Genomic DNA, 20,328 nt, shown 5'->3' on the forward strand with positions numbered 1-20,328 from the left:
CGCGAGACAGGTCTCTTTTCGTTTGAAATAAGTAAGACTATATTTGCATTCTTGGGTCTTTTTTTCGTATATTTGCAATACAATGAAACCGATAGATAGGCGCATACTTCAACTAGCCGTTCCCTCCATCATCTCTAATATCACCGCCCCATTACTGGGTATGGTCGATTTAGCGATAGTTGGTCATCTCGGCGATGTGGCTCTTATCGGTGCTATTGCGGTGGGTTCAATGATATTCAATGTGATGTATTGGCTGCTTGGTTTCTTAAGAATGGGAACCAGCGGTATGACTTCGCAGGCATTGGGAAAGCGAGACTTCCAAGAAGTAATGACGCTGTGGCTGAGTTCTATGGCTGTGGGCATGGGCTTAGGATGTCTCCTCATTCTGCTGCAATGGCCCATTAGCCAACTCTCTTTTATAGCGATTCATCCCTCAGATAATATTTGGCAGTTTGTAGAAACCTATTTCAAGATTTGTATATGGGGCGCTCCTGCCATGCTAGGACTCTATGGATTGACCGGCTGGTATATCGGAATGCAGAATACGCGAGTACCGATGCTTGTGTCGATAGTACAGAATGTGGTGAATATCGTGGCCAGTCTGATTTTAGCACTAGGCTTGGATATGAAATTGGAGGGTGTGGCGCTCGGAACGGTAATAGCCCAATGGACTGGTTTTCTGCTTTCTCTGTTGATTTGGTTCCGGTACTATGGAAAGCTTAAAGGTTATATGACCGGTGTTCATCTGAGGGGTAACTTTTTTACAGTGAACCGAGATTTATTCCTACGTACTGTATTTTTGGTGTCTGTCAATCTGTTTTTTGTCTCGGCGGGAGCAAGGAGTGGCGATGTGGTATTGTCGGCTAATACGCTGTTGATGACGCTTTATACCCTGTTCTCTTATATTATGGATGGCTTTGCCTTTGCCGGTGAAGCACTTGGCGGTAAGAGTTATGGTCGGCAAGATCGCGCTGAATTTAATGAGGTCTGTCGTCGTTTAGCTTTATGGGGTGGCGGTATGGTGGTCTTGTTCACCTTATTATATATAGCGGGTGGGCACTTATTGCTCAGCTTGTTGACCTCTGATGCTGCCGTACTGGCTGTTACTGATAGTTATATGGGATGGGCATTGCTGATTCCTGTTGCTGGTGTCGGGGCTTTCATATTAGATGGTATCTTTGTGGGATTGACTGCAACGCGAGGTATGATAGTCTCGTCGTTTTTGTCGACGATGTTGTTTTTGGTTGTTTATTTCGCAGGAATGAATGTTTGGAGTAATCACGCTCTGTGGCTGGCGTTTATTCTTTATCTGTTGAATCGTGGTGTTGTACAATTTATTTGGTTGAAAAAAATAAATCGAGTTATATGGAAATAGTTTATCTATTAATAGGTTTGGTAATTGGAGCATTGGTGGCTTATCTGGTTCTTAAGAGCAAAGCGCGTGAAAAATATATGAAGATGCTCATGGAACAGCAGCAAGAAACCAATATGGTCAAGCTGGAACTGGAACGTACCAATACTCAGCTGGAAGAAGAGCGGAAGCATAATGAAAAGGAAACCGCACTGCGACAAGAGCAGATGAATCAACAGTTGGAAACGGTAAGGGAACAATTGGTGAACGCTGCTAATAAGATTTTGGACCAGACGACAGACAAATTGAAAGGACAGAACGTGGAGTCTATGGGGCATCTGACGAAGCCTTTGATTGACAATATGGCTCAATTGGAGCAGGCTATTCATCGTACTAACCAAGAAACTGCGAAGAATACGGCTTCCTTATCACAGCAGTTGAAGTCGATGGTAGAGCATACCGACAAGATAGATGCTACCGCTACGCGACTTGCAAACGTGATGAGAGGAGCTAATAAAGTGCAAGGATCGTGGGGCGAATTGGCTCTACAAAATCTTTTGGACAGCCAAGGATTGCGTTTAGGTATTGACTATGACATTCAACAAACAATTACCGACGAGAAGGGAATGGTGATTCTGAATGAGGATAGTGGTCGGCGTATGATTCCCGATGTGATACTTCATTATCCAAATAATGAGGATGTGGTCATCGATTCCAAGATGAGTATTGATGCTTATTCGAAGTACATGAATGAGGAAAATGAGGAGTTGAAGCGGAAATATGCTGACGAAGTAGTTCGCAGTATTCGTACTCAGTATCAGAGTCTTGTGAAGAAAGACTATAGTCGGTATATCAAGAAGCCACGAAGAGCTATTGATTTCGTAATTATGTATGTACCTTATGATGGTGCGTTGCAGCTGGCTTTGGAGACAGATCCGAAACTTTGGAGTGAAGCTTTCGACAAGCAAGTGTTCATAACTAGCCAACAGAACCTGATGGCTATATTGAAAATCATTCAGATAGCTTGGCGACAATACTCGCAAACTGAAAACCAGAAGAAGACGTTTGAGTTGGCTGAAGAGATGTTAAAGCGCGTTGGTGACTTCATCAAGAAGTTTGATAAGCTCGGCAAAGACATTGATACGCTCCACAATGATTATACGGAGGTTTACAAAAAAGCGTATACCGGTAGACAGAGTATTGTGCAAAAGGCGAATGAATTGAAAGAACTAGGGGTGAAAGAGACAGCAACTCATCCTATTCCCACAACGGTAGCTGAACTAGAAGAATAGCTAACAAGATGTCGATAATTGCATATTAATACGACATATTTTTCGTTTTCATCAAATAATTGTTTCAATTTGGTGAAATAAAAGCGTTTGTAGTTATAGATAATTTTATTTTTGTATATTTGCAAAAATGAATTATTAAATAGCGAGAAGATATGATACTAGACATTGATATGCTACAATCGTTCTACTCTTCCTATGTAGGGAGGGTTCAAAAAGCCAAGGAGAAGATTCGCCGTCCGCTTACTTATGCAGAGAAAGTATTGTTTGCTCATCTATATGATATAGCAGATTTGAAGCCTTATAAGCGTGGAGTAGACTATGTGAACTTTCGTCCTGATAGGGTAGCGATGCAAGATGCGACCGCTCAAATGGCTGTATTGCAGTTTATGAATGCCGGAAAGAGTCGTGTAGCAGTTCCTGCTAGTATTCATTGTGACCATTTGATTCGTGCGGATGTGGGTGTACAAGCCGACCTACCGCAGGCAATGAAGACCAATAAGGAGGTATATGATTTCTTGAAATCGGCTTCTCAAAAGTTTGGTATTGGTTTCTGGGGCCCCGGAGCAGGTATTATCCATCAAGTCGTTTTGGAGAATTATGCATTCCCCGGCGGCATGATGATAGGCACAGATTCGCATACTCCTAACGCTGGAGGATTGGGAATGGTGGCTGTTGGAGTCGGTGGAGCAGATGCTGTAGACGTTCTTACGGCACAACCGTGGGAACTCAAGATGCCGAAATTGATTGGTGTGAGGCTTACGGGCAAGCTTTCCGGATGGGCATCTCCTAAAGATGTCATCTTAACGATACTGGGAATATTAACGGTGAAAGGTGGTACAAACTCCATTTTGGAATACTTTGGTGAGGGATTGGACTCTATCAGTACTACCGGTAAAGCCACGATTTGCAATATGGGAGCTGAACTTGGTGCTACATGTTCTATCTTTCCATTTGATACGCAAGCCAATGATTACTTACGGAATACCGGTCGTGAGGCGGTAGCATCGCTTGCTCAACAGTGTGCCGGTGAGCTTCGGGCAGACGCAGAGGTGTATGCTTCGCCCGAAAAATTCTATGATCAACTGATAGAACTCGACCTTTCGAAGATAGAACCTCATCTGAATGGCCCATTTACACCGGATGCTGCTACGCCAATTTCTCAAATGACTGCGAAGGCATCGTCCAATGATTATCCGCTGACTGTGGAGGTTGGACTCATTGGAAGTTGCACTAATTCTAGCTATGAGGATTTATGTAGGGCTGCAAGTGTGGCTCGACAGGCTGCTGAAAAGCATATCCGGGTGAAGGCACAGTTGATTATTAATCCCGGTTCGGAGCAAATAAGATACACCGCAGAACGCGATGGTGTACTCGCAGAATTTACCAAAATAGGAGCTGTTATTATGACCAATGCGTGCGGACCATGTATTGGTCAGTGGAAAAGACATACCGATGACAACGAACGCAAGAACTCTATTGTGACCTCATTTAATCGTAATTTCCGCCGTAGAGCAGACGGAAATCCCAATACATACGCTTTTATTGGCAGTCCGGAGTTGACTATTGCCTTGGCGATAGCAGGCAGATTAGATTTTAATCCGGCTGTAGATATGTTGTTGGATGAGGATGGTCATGCCGTAAAGTTGGATGAACCAACGGGTTATGTCTTCCCTCCGAGAGGCTTTGAAGGGCAAGATAAAGGTTTTATAGCGCCTTCGGATGAGTACAATGACATCGAAGTTATCATTGATGCACAATCTAATCGCCTGCAAAAACTGGCTCCGTTTGCTGCTTGGGATGGCCAAGACTTCACAGATATGCCACTGCTTATCAAGACCCAAGGGAAGTGTACGACCGACCATATATCCATGGCTGGGCCGTGGTTGAAGTTCCGTGGACACCTGCAAAATATCTCTGATAACCTGTTAATGGGGGCTGTGAACGCCTTTAATGGGGAGAGTAATCGAGTCAAGTGCCAAGAGAACGGCGCGTATATGGAGGTCTCTTCGGCTGCGAAAGCGTATAAGGAAGTTGGTCAAGGAAGCATTATTGTAGCTGAGGATAATTACGGTGAGGGCTCTAGTAGGGAACATGCAGCCATGGAACCTCGCTTCTTGAATGTGAAAGTGGTGCTTGCTAAGAGTTTCGCTCGTATTCATGAGACCAATTTAAAGAAGCAAGGTATGTTGGCATTGACCTTTGTTGATAAGGCCGACTATGATAAAATAGGCGAAGACGACCGCATTTCTGTGATGGGACTTACCGACTTTGCGCCCAGTAAATCGCTGCGTGTAGTCGTCAAACATCCCGATGGGACGCAGGAGGAATTCCTTGCCGAACATACATATAATGCGGTTCAAGTGGCTTGGTTTAAGGCTGGGAGTGCGTTGAACTATGCAAAATTGAATGAAAACTCATAAATCTCACGACGAATATGGCAAGAGTAAGTAAGACAGGACAGACGTTGAATGTACCCGATGTGGTCACTGTCCCGTTTATAGAGGGTGACGGTGTAGGACGCGAAGTCATGCCCGTGTGCCAAAAGGTTGTTGATGCTGCCGTGAAGAAAGCCTATCACGGCGAGCTTTCTATTGAATGGCTGGAGGTTTTGGCGGGTGGAAAAGCTTTTGAGCAGACCGGCGAATGGTTGCCAAAAGCGACGATAGATGCTTTCCAAGACTACCTTATCGGCATCAAAGGACCACTGATGACGCCCATAGGTGGGGGGATTAGGTCGCTCAATGTTGCTTTGCGACAAACACTTGATTTATATGTTTGCCAACGACCGGTGCGCTATTATCAAGGAATTGTATCTCCTGTCAAGCAGCCGGAGAAGGTAGATATGTGTATATTCCGGGAGAATACGGAAGATATTTATGCCGGTATCGAGTGGGAGAGTGGCAGCGATGAGGCTCGGAAATTCTATAGATTTCTGCATGATGAGATGGGGGTAGAGAAGGTAAGATTTCCGGAAACGTCAGGATTTGGGGTGAAACCGGTGTCTCGTGAAGGCTCAGAGCGCCTTATCAGAAGTGCTATTGAATACGCTTTGGCGCATAAATTACCCTCTGTTACACTTGTACACAAAGGCAATATCATGAAGTTTACCGAGGGTGGATTTAAGAAATGGGGCTACGAACTAGCTGAACGTGAGTATGGAGATGTCCTTAAAAGCGGTGCATTGGTGGTGAAAGATTGTATCTGTGATGCTTTCCTTCAGAACGCATTATTGAAGCCTGAAGACTATAGTGTGATAGCTACGATGAACTTGAATGGCGACTATGTGAGCGACATGTTGGCTGCTCAAGTAGGGGGTATCGGCATAGCTCCGGGGGCAAATATCAACTATCACACCGGACATGCCATCTTTGAAGCCACTCATGGCATTGCTCCCGACATCGTTGGAAAGAATATCGTGAATCCATGTTCACTGATATTGTCGGCTGTGATGATGCTTGATTATTTGGGATGGAGGGAAGCTGGCGAGCTCATCAACCAAGGATTGGAATGCTTGTTCTCCCAAGGTTATGCTACGTCAGACCTAGCTAAGTTTATGCTGGAGGGCAAACCGCTTGGCACATGTGAATTCGGTGATATGCTGATAAACTCACTTTAAAACGTAAAGACAATGAAGAAAGAATATCTAATATATAAACTTAGTGACGAAGTAAAGAATTCAAGCAAGATAGACAAGGATGCTTTTGCCAAGTTTGGAGTCAAACGCGGTCTGCGTAATGAAGATGGTAGCGGTGTACTAGTGGGCTTGACGAATATCGGAAACGTTGTAGGTTATGAGCGAGATGAGGATGGTAAGCTGCAACCTACGGAGGGAAAGCTCTTCTATCGTGGCTATGAACTTGACGATTTGGTATCGCCTTTGCTTAAAGAGAAGCGTTTCGGATTTGAAGAAGTGGCCTTTCTGCTCTTGTCGGGTAAGCTACCTGATAAGGAGGAACTGGGCGCATTCAAGGAATTGCTCAACGATAATATGCCGCTAGACCATCGTACCATCGTGCATATCATTGATTTAGAAGGCTCTAATATCATGAATATTCTGGCGCGATGTGTACTAGAAATGTATACCTTCGACCCTAATCCAGATGATATTAGTCGTGATAATCTGATGCGTCAGAGTATCGAATTGATAGCTCGTTTCCCCACGGTTATCGCGTATGCTTATAATATTTACCGTCATTCTGTGCAAGGACGGAGCTTGAATATCCGCCATCCGCATGAGAATTTGAGTATTGCAGAGAACTTCCTCTATATGCTGAAGCATAAAGATTATACCGAGTTGGATGCACGAATGCTTGACTTATTGCTCATCATTCAGGCTGAACACGGTGGCGGTAATAACTCTACTTTTACAGTACGTGTTACATCTTCCACTCGCACAGATACTTATTCTAGTATTGCAGCCGGTATTGGTTCGCTGAAAGGCTCGCTACATGGAGGTGCCAATATCAAGGTAATCAATATGTTCCATCATCTGAAAGAACAGATAAAAGACTGGAAGAATGTGGACGAGATAGATACTTATCTGAACCGAATGTTGAACAAGGAAGCATACGATCATACTGGATTGATTTATGGTATTGGGCATGCAGTCTACACCATGAGTGATCCTCGCGCAGTAGAATTGAAGCGCTTGGCAGGTGAATTGGCCAAAGAGAAAGGGCGTACAGAAGAATACGACTTCCTTTGTACGCTGGAACAAGAGGGGATTAAGTGTGTCTCGGCATTCCGTAATACTACAAAACCTATTTGTGCGAATCTTGATTTCTATAGCGGATTCATCTATGAGATGATAGGATTACCACAAGAAATCTATACGCCTATCTTTGCTATGGCGCGTATTGTAGGTTGGACGGCACATCGCATTGAGGAACTTAACTACGAAGGACGGCGCATTATTCGTCCTGCTTATCGCAGTGTACAGAACCAAAGAGAATATGTAAGCATTGATAAGCGTTAATTTTTACATGCTCATTGATATAGAAAAAGAGGCGAGGAAATTATCTTTCCTCGCCTCTTTGCATTATGTTAGCAAACAAATATTGCTATAGTTGGATTGCTGCTGTGGCTTTCCACATTTGCTGTTGGGGCTTGGCAGCATTGCTGCCTGATACGAACAGCGATGTTGCCATGCCTTTGCAGTCGGCTAAAGTGCTTCGTCTTCACCTCTTGATATGTTACCCTGAGGTTTCAAGCGAGGCAATCCTCGCTTTTTACGCAGCCACTCGGCTTTTCTTTTCTCGTAGTCTTGACGCTGACGTTCCAAAAAGTTGTCTGCCATGTGTCGAGGACTATTTGAACTTACTATAGATTACATTAATCTTAATAGGTGTGTCACCTCCCACGAGTTTCGTGCTCTTGAGCGTCATATCATGATAGATACCCGATGTGACAGTCTTGGAATTGGTAGTTACTGTGGTTGACTTGACCGGTATGATGAGTACCTTGTTCCAGTTGGCAGTAGCTTTTCCTGCTTTCTTGTTATCGTACATCTTCTTGATGAGAGAGCCGATGTTGTGGAACGTGTAAGTATTGGTATAGCTTGTTGTCTTATTATCTATCTTCTTTATGTCGGCCGTAGTGAGGAATGAGGTTCTTGAATCTGTGACCTTTTTGTTCTTGAAGAATGAGTCCAAACTGTCGGACGGAATGAGCAACAATTCTTTGGGGAAGTCGAAAGCATACTTGCTTGTCGTGGTGTTGTTAAGACGTTGTAGTACGATTTCGGCCGTGTTGATAGAGTCACGCTCATGGTTCTGCATGATTTTCTCAACAGGAAGAGTCATCTCGGTATAGATTCCTGCAGGACTCTTTAGATAGGTGCACGACTTATCTGCAATGAGTGACTCGATATTTTCGTTGGTAATTTCGTTGGATTGCAATACTTCGGTCGTACCGGAGAATCTTGCCGAAGCTGTATATTTCGCAGTATCTTTGGCGGTGTAGTAGATATTCATGAGACTGGCATAGATATATACCATTGAATTTTGTCCGCTCTGAGTCTTGAAATAGAATCCCGGAAGCACATTTTTGATAAGATTGTATGAGTTCTTGAAGTATTCTGGGTGTGTATAATAAGTCTGCAAAACGTAAGTACCAAAATTCTTATAAGTCTTACCGTCGGCTGCCGTATATGGCTCGTTCAAGCTAATTTTGATATTCCTAAAATATTTTTTGTCAGCACGTTCACGCTTTGAAAGTCCTAAGTCGGTGATAGTATAAGCTTTATCAACTTTCACCCCGTTGCTACGAATCATGCCTTCGGCTTCCGGATTGAAGTTGGTGTAGTAGTCTTTGCCTTCACTATAAGGTGTCTTTAGCTCCATAGCACGTACTTTCATGATTGCCAAGGTGTCACCAAAGTAATTGTCAAAGAACAGGCGGATGTCGCAAGAGTCTGCATAAATCTGTCCATCCGTTTTGCTGATGATGTTGTCTAGAGGCGGAAGTTTGAAGTCTTCCAGCACATGGAATTGTGTCATAAAGTTGCCGGTAACGTAAGAACCAGTTTCCGTGTCCTTCACTTTTCCTAATGCTCCAAACGAACTTCGCGAGAGAACTTTATCTGCTGAGACTGATTGTGTGGTAACTTCGAAAGCATCGGTAGACACAATTATTTGGTCTCCGCTATTATTATTGAGTGATGTTCCAATTTCCTCTGTGGTACTATCGCATGCAGTAACCATCAGAACAGTAAGAATTGCACCTGCAAAAAAACTGAATTTCATACTTTGAATAGTGTGAATTAGTATTTAAGATTTGCCCCTTCTTATTCTTCAGTGGGGCAAATCTTATGATAGAATTCTGTATATGCACCTGAATAATCCTCTCCCGGATAATTCAGAATCTCTATTTTCCTGTCTTTGGCATAGCTTAATAGCTCTTGATTGACATTGGGGCCTGCCTCGATGATAGCATCGCTGTAATCAATAGCAAGCTTTCCGAGTTCTTTGAAATCAAAAGTCTCATTGTAGTTTTTCAGTAAAGAAGCTTTAGCACTACGGAACTCTACACAACTCTTGAAGTTTTTACCAAGATCGGTTTTTAACTGACTTTGGAAGAGAGAGGTAATGACTTTGGTATTGGCAAAGCATGGCTCTTCGTGGTAGGCAGTCTTGATATAGAGAGGAATGACAGCTCCCATCCATCCTTGACAGAGGATGATGTCGGGCGACCAACGCAACTTCTTGACAGTTTCGAGCACACCGCGAGCAAAGAAGATAGCTCTCTCGCCATTATCGGGGTACTCTGTGCCATCTTCGTCTTCTGTCATCTGGCGCTTCATGAAGTAATCGTCGTTGTCGATGAAGTAAACTTGAATGCGTGAAGTGGGTATAGAGGCCACCTTGATAATCAGTGGGTGGTCGGTGTCGTCGATGATAAGATTCATCCCCGATAGACGTATTACCTCGTGTAGTTGTCCGCGTCTCTCGTTTATGTTACCCCATTTAGGCATAAACGTCCTGATTTCAAAACCGCTCTCTTGTGCCTTTTGTGGGAGATCTCTTCCCATAATAGACATCTCTGATTCCGCTACATAAGGTGCAATCTCTTGGTTGATGAATAAAACTTTTTTGGCCATATAATCAAATTTATATCTTGCAAAGGTACAAAAAAAACTTCACATTATCGGTGGGGGGTAGTTTTAAAACAAGTTATTCTAGGTTTTATTGGCATATTTTTAATAATATTCTTTCCCATTTAAGAAAAAAGTTGTTATTTTGCGGTGATTAAATTTTAAGGGAATGAAAGTTTTTCATACGGTAGTTGAACTCCAGAATGAATTGTTTTTAGTGCGTAAACAGGGTAAAACGGTCGGTTTGGTACCTACTATGGGTGCACTCCATGCAGGCCACGCATCGCTCATGAAGAAGTCAGCATCCGATAATGACGTAACAGTTGTTTCTGTTTTTTTGAACCCAACTCAGTTTAATGACCCTGCTGATTTGAAGCGTTATCCACGCACTTTGGACTCGGATTGTGCTATAGCAGAGCAGAGTGGAGCCGATTACGTGTTCACTCCATCGGTAGAAGAAATGTATCCAACGCCTGATGAGCGTCACTTTGAGTTTCCGCCTGTGTCTACAGTCATGGAAGGAGCGAAGCGTCCCGGCCATTTCAATGGTGTTTGTCAGGTGGTGAGCAGGCTTTTTTATATAGCCACTCCCGACCGTGCTTATTTCGGAGAGAAGGACTGGCAGCAGATAGCTGTGGTCAAACAACTCGTTAAGTATATGGGACGTGATATTGAAATCGTGGAATGTCCGGTTATACGAGAGGCTGATGGGCTAGCTATGAGTAGTAGAAATGCGTTGCTGGCGGCTGCTGAGCGTGCTATAGCTCCAGCAATCTATAAGGCTTTGAAAGAAAGCGTGAAGTTGTCGGAAAGTAAGAGTGTGTCCGAAATCCACGATTATGTGGTATCTACCATCAATGGGGTAAACGGATTGGATGTGGAATACTTTGAAATCGTAGATGGCAACACGTTGCAGAAAGTGGGTTCTTGGGAGGATAGTCCATACGTAGTTGGCTGTATTACAGTAAATTGTGGGAAGACTCCGATTCGTTTGATAGATCATATAAAATATCGTTCATAGGCATGTTGATAGAAGTATTAAAGAGTAAACTTCATTGTGTTAAGGTGACGGAAGCCAATCTTAATTACATGGGGAGTATCACGATTGATGAGGATTTGATGGATGCTGCCGGCATGATTGCGGGCGAGAAAGTCCAGATAGTGAATAATAATAATGGTGAACGATTTGAGACTTATATCATCAAAGGGGAACGTGGAAGTGGTTGTATCTGCTTGAATGGAGCGGCAGCACGTCGGGTTCAGGTCGGAGATGTTGTCATTATCATCTCTTATGCACTGATGGATTTCGAGGAAGCAAAGACATTTAAGCCTACAGTTGTATTCCCGGAGAACAATAAGGTATAAGTTTTTAACTAACAATAAACAGAAAAGGGATGACTTGCTTGAGCATGTCATCCCTTTTTATTTCCTGTTGGTGGCGATTATTCAATCACTACCAGCGCATCTTCTTCCATAACAGCCTGCCCTTGCTTTACGCAAATAGCTGTCACCTTACCGTCTTTCTCGGCTTCAATATTGTTAGCCATCTTCATAGCTTCCAATACTACGACCGTGTCACCGGCTTTTACCTCGTCGCCTACAGCCACGTTGATAGCTGTAATCGTGCCGGGTAGCGGTGCCTTGATGGCATTGGCAGTATTTACATTAGCTGCAGGAGTAGCTGAATCTTCGGTATCTTCCTGTACAGGTTTACCCAAAACAACCTTCTCTTTCTTGGGCTCTTGCTCCTGTTCCATCTCTACTTGATAGGCATCACCATTGACTGTGACGTTGGCAATGTTGTTCTCTATGTCGCCGATAGCAACCTTGTATTCCTTGCCATCGATTGTATATTTGAATTCTTTCATCTTTTTACGGTTTAGCGGTGAAACTCAGAAACTTGGCATTCCATAGCGTTTGCTTGGGCTTAATGGTTATAATGCCCGGTTCTTTATCATGCACATTGTTGCCTTGGTATTCAAATAAGGCAAGTGCAATGGCTGCATATACGTTTTTATCCATTTCTTTTCCTTATTAATTGAAATTACATTGGCATACAACCATGCTTCTTAGTCGGTAAGCTTTGGCGCTTTGAAGCCAATTGAGCCAGTCCTCGACAAATGCGGAAGCGAGTGTTACGTGGTTCGATAACATCGTCGATGTAACCAAACTGTGCTGCCTGATAAGGATTAGCAAACTTCTCTGTGTACTCATCTTCTTTCTCCATGAGGAACGCTTTGACGTCACCGCCGGCCTCTTTGATATCCTTTGCCTCTTTACCACAGAGCACTGCGACAGCTCCACTAGCTCCCATTACAGCGATTTCTGATGAAGGCCAAGCGAAGTTTAAGTCGGCACGGAGTTGTTTGCAGCCCATAACGATGTGGCTACCACCGTAACTCTTGCGCAGCGTAATGGTAATCTTTGGCACCGTAGCTTCACCGTATGCGTACAACAACTGTGCTCCGTGGAGGATAACGGCATTGTACTCCTGACCTGTACCGGGCAAGAATCCGGGCACGTCTACCAATGATACGATTGGAATATTGAAAGCATCGCAGAAGCGAACGAATCTAGCTCCCTTGCGACTTGCATTTACATCCAACACACCAGCGTATGCTGAAGGCTGGTTAGCTACGATACCTACGCTCTGACCATTAAAGCGTGCGAAGCCTGTGATGATATTTTTTGCAAACTTAGGCTGTACTTCAAAGAATTCACCGTTATCTGTTACGGCGGTAATTACCTTGTACATGTCGTAAGCTTTGTTTGGATCGTCGGGGATGATTTCGTTCAATAGGTCGTCTTTACGGTCTATTGGATCGGTGCATTCCACGCGTGGTGCCTCTTCTGTATTGTTGCTTGGAATGTAGCTCAACAGTGTCTTGATAATCTGAAGACATTCCTCTTCGGTCTTTGCTGTGAAGTGAGTAACACCACTCTTGGTAGCATGAACACTCGCACCACCTAGATGTTCGGCATCAATATCCTCACCGGTAACAGTCTTTACCACTTTCGGACCAGTCAAGAACATATAAGAAGTATTCTCGGTCATAGTGATAAAGTCGGTCAACGCAGGTGAATACACCGCTCCACCGGCGCACGGCCCCATGATAGCACTGATTTGTGGAACGACTCCACTAGCCAAAATGTTGCGCTCAAAGATTTCGCCATAACCAGCCAAAGCAGAGATTCCTTCCTGAATACGAGCACCACCAGAGTCGTTCATACAGATGACCGGCGCTCCGTTTTGCATAGCCATGTCCATGACCTTGCATATCTTTTGCGCCATGGTCTCGCTCAATGAACCGCCATTAACGGTGAAATCTTGAGCATAGATATATACTAAACGGCCGTCGATAGTAGCACTTCCGGCAACAACACCGTCGCCAAGATACTGCTTTTTCTCCATGCCGAAGTTGTGGCAACGATGAAGTTTGAACATATCATACTCTTCAAAGCTTCCTTCATCCACCAACATATCTATTCTCTCGCGTGCTGTATACTTGCCACGTGCATGTTGCTTCTCGATAGCTTTAGCACCACCGCCCAAGCGAGCTTGCTCACGTTTGGCAATCAGCTCCTTAATCTTTTCAACTTGTTTACTCATAAATATAATTATGTATTTTTGGATTTTCGGGATTATATATTCGGTACAAAGTTACTAAAACTAATTGAAACTCGGAAATCCATCATTGTAAATTATGTTACACTCGGCTTGTGTCAGAGTCCATAGACGCGCAGTGCAGCCAACAACTCGTTGTTTTCAGACTTTGCACCGATTGTTATTCGCAGGCAGTTGTTACATAATACCACCTTTGTTCGGTTTCTGACAATGATTCCTTTGGTCACTAGATAGTCGTAAATCTGTTGTGCCCCATCCATCTCTGCAAGGAAGAAGTTGGCGTCAGAAGGGTATACCTTCTTGCATATAGGTAACTCTTCAAAAGCCATACACATTCTTCGTCTCTCTGCCAAGAGGGTTTTAACCCATTTTTCAACCTCAAAAGCGTCGTTCAAAGCTTCCATAGCTTGTTGCTGTGTCAGCAAATTAACGTTGTAGGGATACTTCACCTTGTTAAATAAGTCAATGATTTCTTGGCTCGCAAAAGCCATACCTAGCCGGATAGCTGCACATCCCCACGCCTTACTCATGGTGTTAAGAACGATGAGATTGGGATAGTTGGCCAGTTCAGAGCGCAATGTCTTTACACCGGAAAAGTCGCTATAGGCTTCATCGACAATCACAATTCCATCGAATAGGGTAATTACTTTGACGATTTCTTCCCTGTCAATATTGTTTCCCGTAGGGTTGTTAGGGCTGCAAATCCAAATTATTTTGGTGTTTTCATCGGCTGCTTCCAACAGCTTCTCGGCCGAGATTTGGAAGTTGTTGTCCAACAATACCGGGCGGTATTCAACGTCGTTGATGTCAGCACACACCTCGTACATGCCGTAGGTGGGTGCTATGGCGACCACATTGTCTATTTCCGGACGGCAAAATATACGATAGGGAAGGTCTATAGCTTCGTCGCTACCGTTGCCAAGGAATATACATTGGGTCGGCACACTTTTTACTCGGCTTATCTTCTCTTTGAGTTCCGTTTGCAACGGATCCGGATACCGATTGAAAGGTTTATTATATGGATTCTCGTTGGCATCTAGAAACACATGTGCCCGATGCCCGGAATACTCGTTTCTGGCACTAGAGTAAGGTGCCAAATTCCAAATATTCTCTCTGCAGAGTTCTTTTAATTCTTTCATGAATATCTCTTTTTGAGGGTGCGCGAAACCTTCATCTATTGTTCACCCAGTTGCTGAAGTCTAATACGCATAGCGTTGGCATGAGCTTCTAACTGCTCGTTCTCGGCCATGCTAACCACTGCTTTACCTATCGAATAAACGCCCTTTGGTGTCAATTCTTGGAAAGTCACCTTCCTATTGTAGCTATCTAGGTTCACTCCATTGTAGGCGTGGGCATATCCGTGAGTCGGTAATGTGTGGTTAGTACCACTTGCATAGTCACCGGCACTTTCACAAGCATACTGCCCCATGAACACACTGCCGGCATTGACAACCTTCTCTGCTAATGTCGTATAGTTTTCCGTGCAAAGTATCAAGTGCTCCGGTGCGTAAGCATTACTTAGTTTCATGGCCTCGTCTGTGTCATGGACAAGTACCAATTTTGAGTTCTCCAGCGTTTTTGCAGCTACCTCTTTGCGTGGCAGACGCTCTAGTTGAAGTTCTATTTCCTGCATCACGGCATTAAGTTTCTGTTCACTTGTACATATAAGGATGACTTGCGAATCTACTCCATGCTCCGCTTGTGACAATAAATCGGCCGCAACAAAGGCCGCATTACTCTTATCATCGGCAATGACGCAAACCTCTGAAGGACCGGCCGGCATATCAATTGCCACGTTGTGGAGGCTTACTTGTTGTTTTGCAGCCATCACATATTGATTGCCGGGACCAAATATCTTGTAGACTTTTGGAACGCTTTCCGTTCCATAAGCCATTGCTCCGACAGCTTGGATACCACCAATCTTGAATATTTTACTGACTCCGGCGATGGAGGCAGCCACCAATATGGCAGGGTTCACCTTGCCCTCTTTATCAGGTGGGGTGCATAGTACAATCTCTTTACAACCCGCTATTTTAGCGGGAGTGGCAAGCATTAATACCGTAGAAAAGAGGGGAGCGGTACCTCCGGGAATATAAAGTCCAACCTTTTCGATAGCTACCGACTTCTGCCAACAAGTGACTCCGGGGCATGTCTCAATCTTTTTAGGCTTGAAAGTCTGTGCTTGATGGAACTTGGCAATGTTGTTATGAGCCAAGACAAGAGCGTCTTTCAATTCCTTACTGATGAGATTTTTAGCTGCTTCCATCTCTTCCGCACTGACAGCCAAAGACTCCAATGCAGCATGGTCGAACTTCAGTTCATACTCTTTGACGGCTTGGTCGCCACGCAGTTTGATGTCGCTTAATACTCCGGCAACGATGTCGTTTAACTTCGAGACGTCCAAGTGCGGACGCTCGGTTATCTCCGTCCATTCCGAAGAGGTAGGATATTTATATATTTTCATTGCTTGCTTATAGAATCATTTTCTCGATTGGGCTTACGAGAATGCCTTGTGCTCCGAGTTCCTTTAGCTTTCCGATAATCTCCCAAAAGCGTTTTTCTTCGAGCACAGTGTGGATAGAACACCACTCGGCATCGGCCAATGGGATGATGGTGGGGCTCTTGATGCCGGGTAATACAGCCACAATCTCCTTCACCTTGTCTTTAGGTGCGTTCATCATGACGTATTTCTTGTCTTGCGCCGAACGCACAGCTTCGAAACGGAACAGCATCTCATTGAGAATTCGATGCTTGTCTTCGTCCATCTTCCAATTGCCGATGAGCAGGGCTTCGCTCTTCATCACGACTTCTACCTCGCGTAGATTGTTGCTCACCAGCGTACTGCCTGAGCTTACAATGTCGAAGATTCCATCGGCCAAACCGATGCCCGGACTGATTTCCACAGAACCTGTAATGACGTGGATGTCGGCTTGTATGCCCTTCTCATGCAAGAATTTCTCAAGTATATGAGGGTAAGAAGTCGCTATCTTGCGACCGTTAAACCATTCGGGACCGGTATATTTTATTTCCTTGGGGATAGCGAGAGAAAGGCGACACTTGCTGAATCCGAGTCTGGAAATGATTTGGGCGTTCTCGTTTCGTTCCACAAATTCATTCTCACCAACTACACCTATGTCGGCAACACCGTTTGCTACGCTTTGGGGAATATCGTCGTCGCGCAAATAAAGTACTTCCAATGGGAAGTTGGATGATTGTACGAGGAGGGTGCGCTTGCTTGAGTTCACCTTGATATCGGCCTCCGAAAGAAGATTCATAGTGTCTTCAAAGAGGCGACCTTTGGATTGTACGGCAATTCGTAACATATAATAATCTAATTCAATTAATTAGGCAAATTTACTTATTTCCAAGGATATGTGCAAATTAAATCTTAACTTTGTGCCGTTTTAAGAATATGGTATACACACTTACAAACAGCAAGCTGAAATACGCCTTATTCATCTTGGTGACGCTATGCTTAATCTTTGCGTCTTGTCAAGAAGCGAAAAAGCCGGAGTTGACACCGTGGGGAACGGTTCTAGGAGGTGATACAGCCACTGTATCATCTTCGCTTACATTCAGCGATATGGTGAACAATGGCGAACTGATAATGCTTACGCTCAGTGGGCCGGAAACTTACTACGACTATCACGGTCGTGGTATGGGTAGCCAATATCTGCTTTGTGAGAAGTTTGCGGAGAATATTGGTGTGTCGTTGCGCGTGGAAGTGTGCAAAGATACAGCCGAACTTGTTTCTCGATTGAAAAGTGGTGATGGGGATTTGGTCGCTTTTCAGTTGCCCGAAACCTATCGAGGTATAGTCTATTGTGGTGCTCGTGTAGATTCCGCAAAGACCCAATGGGCTGTACGCGAAGATAGTCGGGAGTTGGCCGATACGCTGAATCGTTGGTTCAGACCGGAATTGTTGACCGAGGTTAAGCGTGAAGAAGACTTCGCGCTATCTACTCGTAGTGTCGTGCGTCGCGTCTATAGTCCGATGCTCAATCGGAGTGGTGGTATCATTTCGCATTACGATGTGCATTTCAGACGCTATGCACCGATATGCCGATGGGATTGGCGTCTGCTTGCCGCTCAATGCTATCAAGAATCTACTTTCGACCCTCAGGCGCGTTCATGGGCCGGAGCTTGCGGTCTCATGCAGATTATGCCGGGGACTGCTAGTCACTTAGGTTTGCCGCAATCTCAAATCTTTGAGCCCGAAGCCAACATCGCAGCGGCTTGTAAATACATTGCTGAATTGCGCCAACGTTTTAATGATGTGCGTAATCCCATGGAACAGTCGCTATTTGTATTGGCTGCTTATAATGGTGGCTTTTTCCATATTCGTGATGCCATGGCGTTAGCACGGAAATATGGTCGCAATCCTTATAGTTGGGGAGATGTGCGTGAATTTGTGTTGAAACTTAGTACACCGGCATACTATTCTGATGCTGTGGTGAAGTATGGGTATATGCGTGGCTTGGAAACGGTGGACTATGTCGACCGCATTAGAATGCGATGGGCGCAGTATCGGGGTGTTGCCGGCGGTGGTATTTCTATGGGGGGAATGTCTATCGGAGCTACTCCGAAGAAAGCAAAAAGGCGGAATCGCTTTCAGATATAAAAAAAGCGATAACCTTCACAGGCAACCGCTCCAAATCTTCAATAGGTATTAGTCTCTTTAAGGTAAAAAGATTGTTTTCAGGATAACGATTGCAAAGTTAACCTAATTTTTTTAACTTGCAAATGTTTCATACTATTTTTTTGCTCAAAACGGACTTTATGTGTATTAAATCGGAATTTTTTAGCAACCGCTGCAAGGACATTGCAATGATTTGAGTTTATAAGTTTTTGAATTCGTAAGTTTTTGAGATGATAAATGAGTTATTTAGTTTTTAAGTTTGTAAGTTGCTGAGTTGGAGGATAAGTTCTTTTGTATTGTCATTCTAACTTTCTTTACTCGATTTACTGCAAGGGTTCGGCAGGGATGCTGCAAGGACGTTGCTGCATTGCTGAAAAGGCGAGGCAGCGATGTTGTCGTGGCTTTGCAGTGCGTTAATAGTGTATTGACGAGTTGATAATATATACAAAAACCGGAGACAGTTTACGCTTATTTCAACTGTCTCCGGCTATGAATAGGTAGCCCTTTAGGCTATATTTGCTTGATTACTAATATTTCTCTATAGGTGGATTGAGATCTTATTTGTTGATAAGGTCATTGAAGAAATTATCCAAATCGTCGTCTAGCCCACTCATCAAGTCGCCACCTATAATAATAGTATCGTCGTCGGCCACATAAAGTTCGGCTATATTTTCGTTCTCATCGTCTTCCAATACGAAACTGTAAGGTTTGAGTAGACCTAGATTATTGGCTATGTCTGCGTTCTTGTGAAGGAAGTCTCGTAAGATTTTCGTCACACACTGATAGAAGTTATCATCCTTGTTGTCTATCCATTCTTCAACCACGCATCTTGTTATCTCAACATCGCTATCGTCTAGAGCCAACATTTCGCCGGAGTCTTGAGAGACCTTGATGTGGATGTCGGTCATCATTGTGGGAGTCTCGCAAGGTGACAATTTATGGGCAATCTTGTTGAGAAAACGTTCTAATTGCAGATGAGTTTGTTCGGTTGGTGATGTCATATTCTATATTAGTTTAGATGAATCGTTACAAAAGTAAGATAAAATTGTAAAGCACACAAACTTATATTGATAAATGTTGAAGCCTTTTTTATTTATCTATCAGAGCGATTGCAGGTCTTCGGTGTTATCATTACTATCACCGATGGAGTCTTCGGAAGGGATTCCATTCTTCTTTAATGCTTTCTGAATATCGCTCTTGTCGAACGTGTAGACGTGTCCTAAAACGCCGTATGAGACGGTGTGCGATTTGCCGTCTAGGCGGATGCTGCCGATAGAGAAGAGACCGTAGTTGTCTACATCGAGCATTTTGTCGACGATGGCAGCAGTGACGTGCTTCGTTATGAAGCCACTGATGATGCTCATGCCTTGTGAGAAAATGTCATCATCATTGTTGGTTTGCTGGTCGTCTATGACTTCTTTTACCGCTTTCTGAATAGCTTCGTTATGGTCTTCACGGCTGGGATTGGTGATGGCCAAGATACCTAGGATGATGGCAATAGCTACAAATACGATGCTTCCCCAACGACTTTGCTTCTTTGCTTCGACGATAGTAACGGCTTTTGTTGGCTTTTCAGTCTCCGCCTGTGTCGTCTTTTCTTGTGTTGTTTGTTCTGTTTGGGGTGGGATGGGTGGCGGAACTGTAGAGGCAGAAGATAATTTAAAGAGTGGTTTTAGTTCTTCTACTTCCCATGCCGGTGTCCATTTGTCTAGTCCGGCCGACCATACCAATGTCTCTTGTCCGATGTGCAGGTCTTGCAATTGAACAAGTGTGTAAGGTCCTTTTTGCTCGTTGCCGACGATGATAAAACATTGTGTCATATGTTGTATC

Annotated in this window: 19 protein-coding genes; 8 read left to right on the top strand and 11 right to left on the bottom strand. The window is 44.1% G+C overall.

The features are described 5' to 3' along the window. Positions 1 to 82: 82 nt before the first annotated feature. The 5 genes from HMPREF3034_RS01395 to HMPREF3034_RS01415 all read left to right on the top strand — a co-directional run bounded on the left by HMPREF3034_RS01395 (position 83) and on the right by HMPREF3034_RS01415 (position 7,618). A complete protein-coding gene (locus HMPREF3034_RS01395) occupies positions 83 to 1,375 on the top strand; it encodes an MATE family efflux transporter (protein ID WP_062432594.1) in 1,293 nt (430 codons plus the stop codon). Further along, complete coding sequence (rmuC, locus tag HMPREF3034_RS01400) at positions 1,366 to 2,643, top strand: DNA recombination protein RmuC (protein WP_036895954.1); 1,278 nt, start codon at positions 1,366 to 1,368, stop codon at positions 2,641 to 2,643. Before HMPREF3034_RS01395 ends, rmuC begins: the two co-directional genes overlap by 10 nt. A gap of 152 nt (positions 2,644 to 2,795) precedes the next feature. Beyond that, on the top strand, positions 2,796 to 5,063 hold the full coding sequence (locus HMPREF3034_RS01405) for an aconitate hydratase (RefSeq protein WP_036895952.1): 2,268 nt from the start codon (positions 2,796 to 2,798) through the stop codon (positions 5,061 to 5,063). A 14-nt stretch (positions 5,064 to 5,077) separates the two neighbouring features. Then, positions 5,078 to 6,259: an NADP-dependent isocitrate dehydrogenase gene (gene icd / locus HMPREF3034_RS01410; protein WP_036895950.1), complete on the top strand. Its 1,182-nt coding sequence runs from the start codon at positions 5,078 to 5,080 to the stop codon at positions 6,257 to 6,259. Positions 6,260 to 6,271: 12 nt separating this feature from the next. Next, positions 6,272 to 7,618 carry a citrate/2-methylcitrate synthase gene (locus tag HMPREF3034_RS01415; RefSeq protein WP_036895949.1) on the top strand — a complete coding sequence of 449 codons (1,347 nt, stop codon included), beginning with the start codon at positions 6,272 to 6,274 and terminating at the stop codon, positions 7,616 to 7,618. A gap of 186 nt (positions 7,619 to 7,804) precedes the next feature. On the opposite strand, the gene HMPREF3034_RS01420 is transcribed toward HMPREF3034_RS01415, so the two are convergent. Genes HMPREF3034_RS01420 through HMPREF3034_RS01430 form a run of 3 tightly spaced genes read right to left on the bottom strand, consistent with a single transcriptional unit; the run spans position 7,805 to position 10,240 of the window. Beyond that, positions 7,805 to 7,939 carry a hypothetical protein gene (locus tag HMPREF3034_RS01420; RefSeq protein ID WP_036895947.1) on the bottom strand — a complete coding sequence of 45 codons (135 nt, stop codon included), beginning with the start codon at positions 7,937 to 7,939 and terminating at the stop codon, positions 7,805 to 7,807. Positions 7,940 to 7,949: 10 nt separating this feature from the next. Beyond that, the gene (locus HMPREF3034_RS01425) at positions 7,950 to 9,386 is read right to left on the bottom strand and encodes a DUF4270 domain-containing protein (RefSeq protein ID WP_036895945.1); all 1,437 of its coding nucleotides are present in this window, start codon (positions 9,384 to 9,386) and stop codon (positions 7,950 to 7,952) included. Positions 9,387 to 9,427: 41 nt separating this feature from the next. Then, positions 9,428 to 10,240 carry a glycogen/starch synthase gene (locus HMPREF3034_RS01430; protein WP_036895942.1) on the bottom strand — a complete coding sequence of 271 codons (813 nt, stop codon included), beginning with the start codon at positions 10,238 to 10,240 and terminating at the stop codon, positions 9,428 to 9,430. A 163-nt stretch (positions 10,241 to 10,403) separates the two neighbouring features. Between HMPREF3034_RS01430 and panC the strand changes: the two genes are divergently transcribed. Both panC and panD read left to right on the top strand, forming a co-directional pair. Continuing rightward, entirely contained in the window at positions 10,404 to 11,255 is an 852-nt protein-coding gene (gene panC, locus HMPREF3034_RS01435; RefSeq protein ID WP_036895940.1) for a pantoate--beta-alanine ligase, read from the top strand. A 2-nt stretch (positions 11,256 to 11,257) separates the two neighbouring features. Continuing rightward, the gene (gene panD, locus HMPREF3034_RS01440; RefSeq protein ID WP_036895938.1) at positions 11,258 to 11,599 is read left to right on the top strand and encodes an aspartate 1-decarboxylase; all 342 of its coding nucleotides are present in this window, start codon (positions 11,258 to 11,260) and stop codon (positions 11,597 to 11,599) included. Between the two features lie 77 nt (positions 11,600 to 11,676). Here the strand turns inward: panD and HMPREF3034_RS01445 are convergent, their stop codons facing one another. The 6 genes from HMPREF3034_RS01445 to hisG form a co-directional block, all read right to left on the bottom strand. Further along, a complete protein-coding gene (locus tag HMPREF3034_RS01445) occupies positions 11,677 to 12,102 on the bottom strand; it encodes a biotin/lipoyl-containing protein (RefSeq protein WP_036895936.1) in 426 nt (141 codons plus the stop codon). 4 nt (positions 12,103 to 12,106) lie between these two features. Continuing rightward, positions 12,107 to 12,256, bottom strand: coding sequence for a hypothetical protein (locus HMPREF3034_RS12780; protein WP_197421711.1), 150 nt, complete (start codon positions 12,254 to 12,256; stop codon positions 12,107 to 12,109). A gap of 22 nt (positions 12,257 to 12,278) precedes the next feature. Beyond that, a complete protein-coding gene (locus tag HMPREF3034_RS01450; protein ID WP_036895935.1) occupies positions 12,279 to 13,844 on the bottom strand; it encodes an acyl-CoA carboxylase subunit beta in 1,566 nt (521 codons plus the stop codon). Between the two features lie 113 nt (positions 13,845 to 13,957). Then, positions 13,958 to 14,998, bottom strand: a complete 1,041-nt coding sequence (gene hisC / locus HMPREF3034_RS01455; RefSeq protein ID WP_062432595.1) for a histidinol-phosphate transaminase — start codon at positions 14,996 to 14,998, stop codon at positions 13,958 to 13,960. A 35-nt stretch (positions 14,999 to 15,033) separates the two neighbouring features. After that, positions 15,034 to 16,323, bottom strand: coding sequence for a histidinol dehydrogenase (gene hisD / locus HMPREF3034_RS01460; RefSeq protein WP_062432597.1), 1,290 nt, complete (start codon positions 16,321 to 16,323; stop codon positions 15,034 to 15,036). A gap of 7 nt (positions 16,324 to 16,330) precedes the next feature. After that, positions 16,331 to 17,182, bottom strand: coding sequence for an ATP phosphoribosyltransferase (gene hisG, locus HMPREF3034_RS01465; protein ID WP_036895928.1), 852 nt, complete (start codon positions 17,180 to 17,182; stop codon positions 16,331 to 16,333). 89 nt (positions 17,183 to 17,271) lie between these two features. Here hisG and HMPREF3034_RS01470 point away from each other — a divergent pair, with 89 nt between their 5' ends. Beyond that, positions 17,272 to 18,480 carry a transglycosylase SLT domain-containing protein gene (locus tag HMPREF3034_RS01470; protein ID WP_062432599.1) on the top strand — a complete coding sequence of 403 codons (1,209 nt, stop codon included), beginning with the start codon at positions 17,272 to 17,274 and terminating at the stop codon, positions 18,478 to 18,480. Between the two features lie 575 nt (positions 18,481 to 19,055). Here the strand turns inward: HMPREF3034_RS01470 and HMPREF3034_RS01475 are convergent. Both HMPREF3034_RS01475 and HMPREF3034_RS01480 read right to left on the bottom strand, forming a co-directional pair. Next, the gene (locus HMPREF3034_RS01475) at positions 19,056 to 19,499 is read right to left on the bottom strand and encodes a hypothetical protein (RefSeq protein WP_062432601.1); all 444 of its coding nucleotides are present in this window, start codon (positions 19,497 to 19,499) and stop codon (positions 19,056 to 19,058) included. Between the two features lie 99 nt (positions 19,500 to 19,598). Continuing rightward, the gene (locus tag HMPREF3034_RS01480; RefSeq protein WP_197421712.1) at positions 19,599 to 20,318 is read right to left on the bottom strand and encodes a GYF domain-containing protein; all 720 of its coding nucleotides are present in this window, start codon (positions 20,316 to 20,318) and stop codon (positions 19,599 to 19,601) included. Positions 20,319 to 20,328 lie beyond the last annotated feature (10 nt).

Origin of the sequence: Prevotella sp. DNF00663, assembly GCF_001553265.1 — a bacterium.
In the GTDB taxonomy this organism is placed as follows: domain Bacteria; phylum Bacteroidota; class Bacteroidia; order Bacteroidales; family Bacteroidaceae; genus Prevotella.

Excerpts from the sequence above, each read along its gene's own strand:
- HMPREF3034_RS01430 (WP_036895942.1), bottom strand. The coding sequence starts at position 10,240 with ATGGCCAAAAAAGTTTTATTCATCAACCAAGAGATTGCACCTTATGTA.
- panC (WP_036895940.1), top strand. The coding sequence starts at position 10,404 with ATGAAAGTTTTTCATACGGTAGTTGAACTCCAGAATGAATTGTTTTTA.
- HMPREF3034_RS01395 (WP_062432594.1), top strand. The coding sequence starts at position 83 with ATGAAACCGATAGATAGGCGCATACTTCAACTAGCCGTTCCCTCCATC.
- icd (WP_036895950.1), top strand. The coding sequence starts at position 5,078 with ATGGCAAGAGTAAGTAAGACAGGACAGACGTTGAATGTACCCGATGTG.
- HMPREF3034_RS01480 (WP_197421712.1), bottom strand. The coding sequence starts at position 20,318 with ATGACACAATGTTTTATCATCGTCGGCAACGAGCAAAAAGGACCTTAC.
- hisD (WP_062432597.1), bottom strand. The coding sequence starts at position 16,323 with ATGAAAATATATAAATATCCTACCTCTTCGGAATGGACGGAGATAACC.
- HMPREF3034_RS01415 (WP_036895949.1), top strand. The coding sequence starts at position 6,272 with ATGAAGAAAGAATATCTAATATATAAACTTAGTGACGAAGTAAAGAAT.
- hisC (WP_062432595.1), bottom strand. The coding sequence starts at position 14,998 with ATGAAAGAATTAAAAGAACTCTGCAGAGAGAATATTTGGAATTTGGCA.
- panD (WP_036895938.1), top strand. The coding sequence starts at position 11,258 with ATGTTGATAGAAGTATTAAAGAGTAAACTTCATTGTGTTAAGGTGACG.
- HMPREF3034_RS01475 (WP_062432601.1), bottom strand. The coding sequence starts at position 19,499 with ATGACATCACCAACCGAACAAACTCATCTGCAATTAGAACGTTTTCTC.
- HMPREF3034_RS01420 (WP_036895947.1), bottom strand. The coding sequence starts at position 7,939 with ATGGCAGACAACTTTTTGGAACGTCAGCGTCAAGACTACGAGAAAAGA.
- HMPREF3034_RS01470 (WP_062432599.1), top strand. The coding sequence starts at position 17,272 with ATGGTATACACACTTACAAACAGCAAGCTGAAATACGCCTTATTCATC.
- HMPREF3034_RS01445 (WP_036895936.1), bottom strand. The coding sequence starts at position 12,102 with ATGAAAGAATTCAAATATACAATCGATGGCAAGGAATACAAGGTTGCT.
- HMPREF3034_RS01405 (WP_036895952.1), top strand. The coding sequence starts at position 2,796 with ATGATACTAGACATTGATATGCTACAATCGTTCTACTCTTCCTATGTA.
- hisG (WP_036895928.1), bottom strand. The coding sequence starts at position 17,182 with ATGTTACGAATTGCCGTACAATCCAAAGGTCGCCTCTTTGAAGACACT.
- HMPREF3034_RS12780 (WP_197421711.1), bottom strand. The coding sequence starts at position 12,256 with ATGGATAAAAACGTATATGCAGCCATTGCACTTGCCTTATTTGAATAC.
- rmuC (WP_036895954.1), top strand. The coding sequence starts at position 1,366 with ATGGAAATAGTTTATCTATTAATAGGTTTGGTAATTGGAGCATTGGTG.
- HMPREF3034_RS01425 (WP_036895945.1), bottom strand. The coding sequence starts at position 9,386 with ATGAAATTCAGTTTTTTTGCAGGTGCAATTCTTACTGTTCTGATGGTT.
- HMPREF3034_RS01450 (WP_036895935.1), bottom strand. The coding sequence starts at position 13,844 with ATGAGTAAACAAGTTGAAAAGATTAAGGAGCTGATTGCCAAACGTGAG.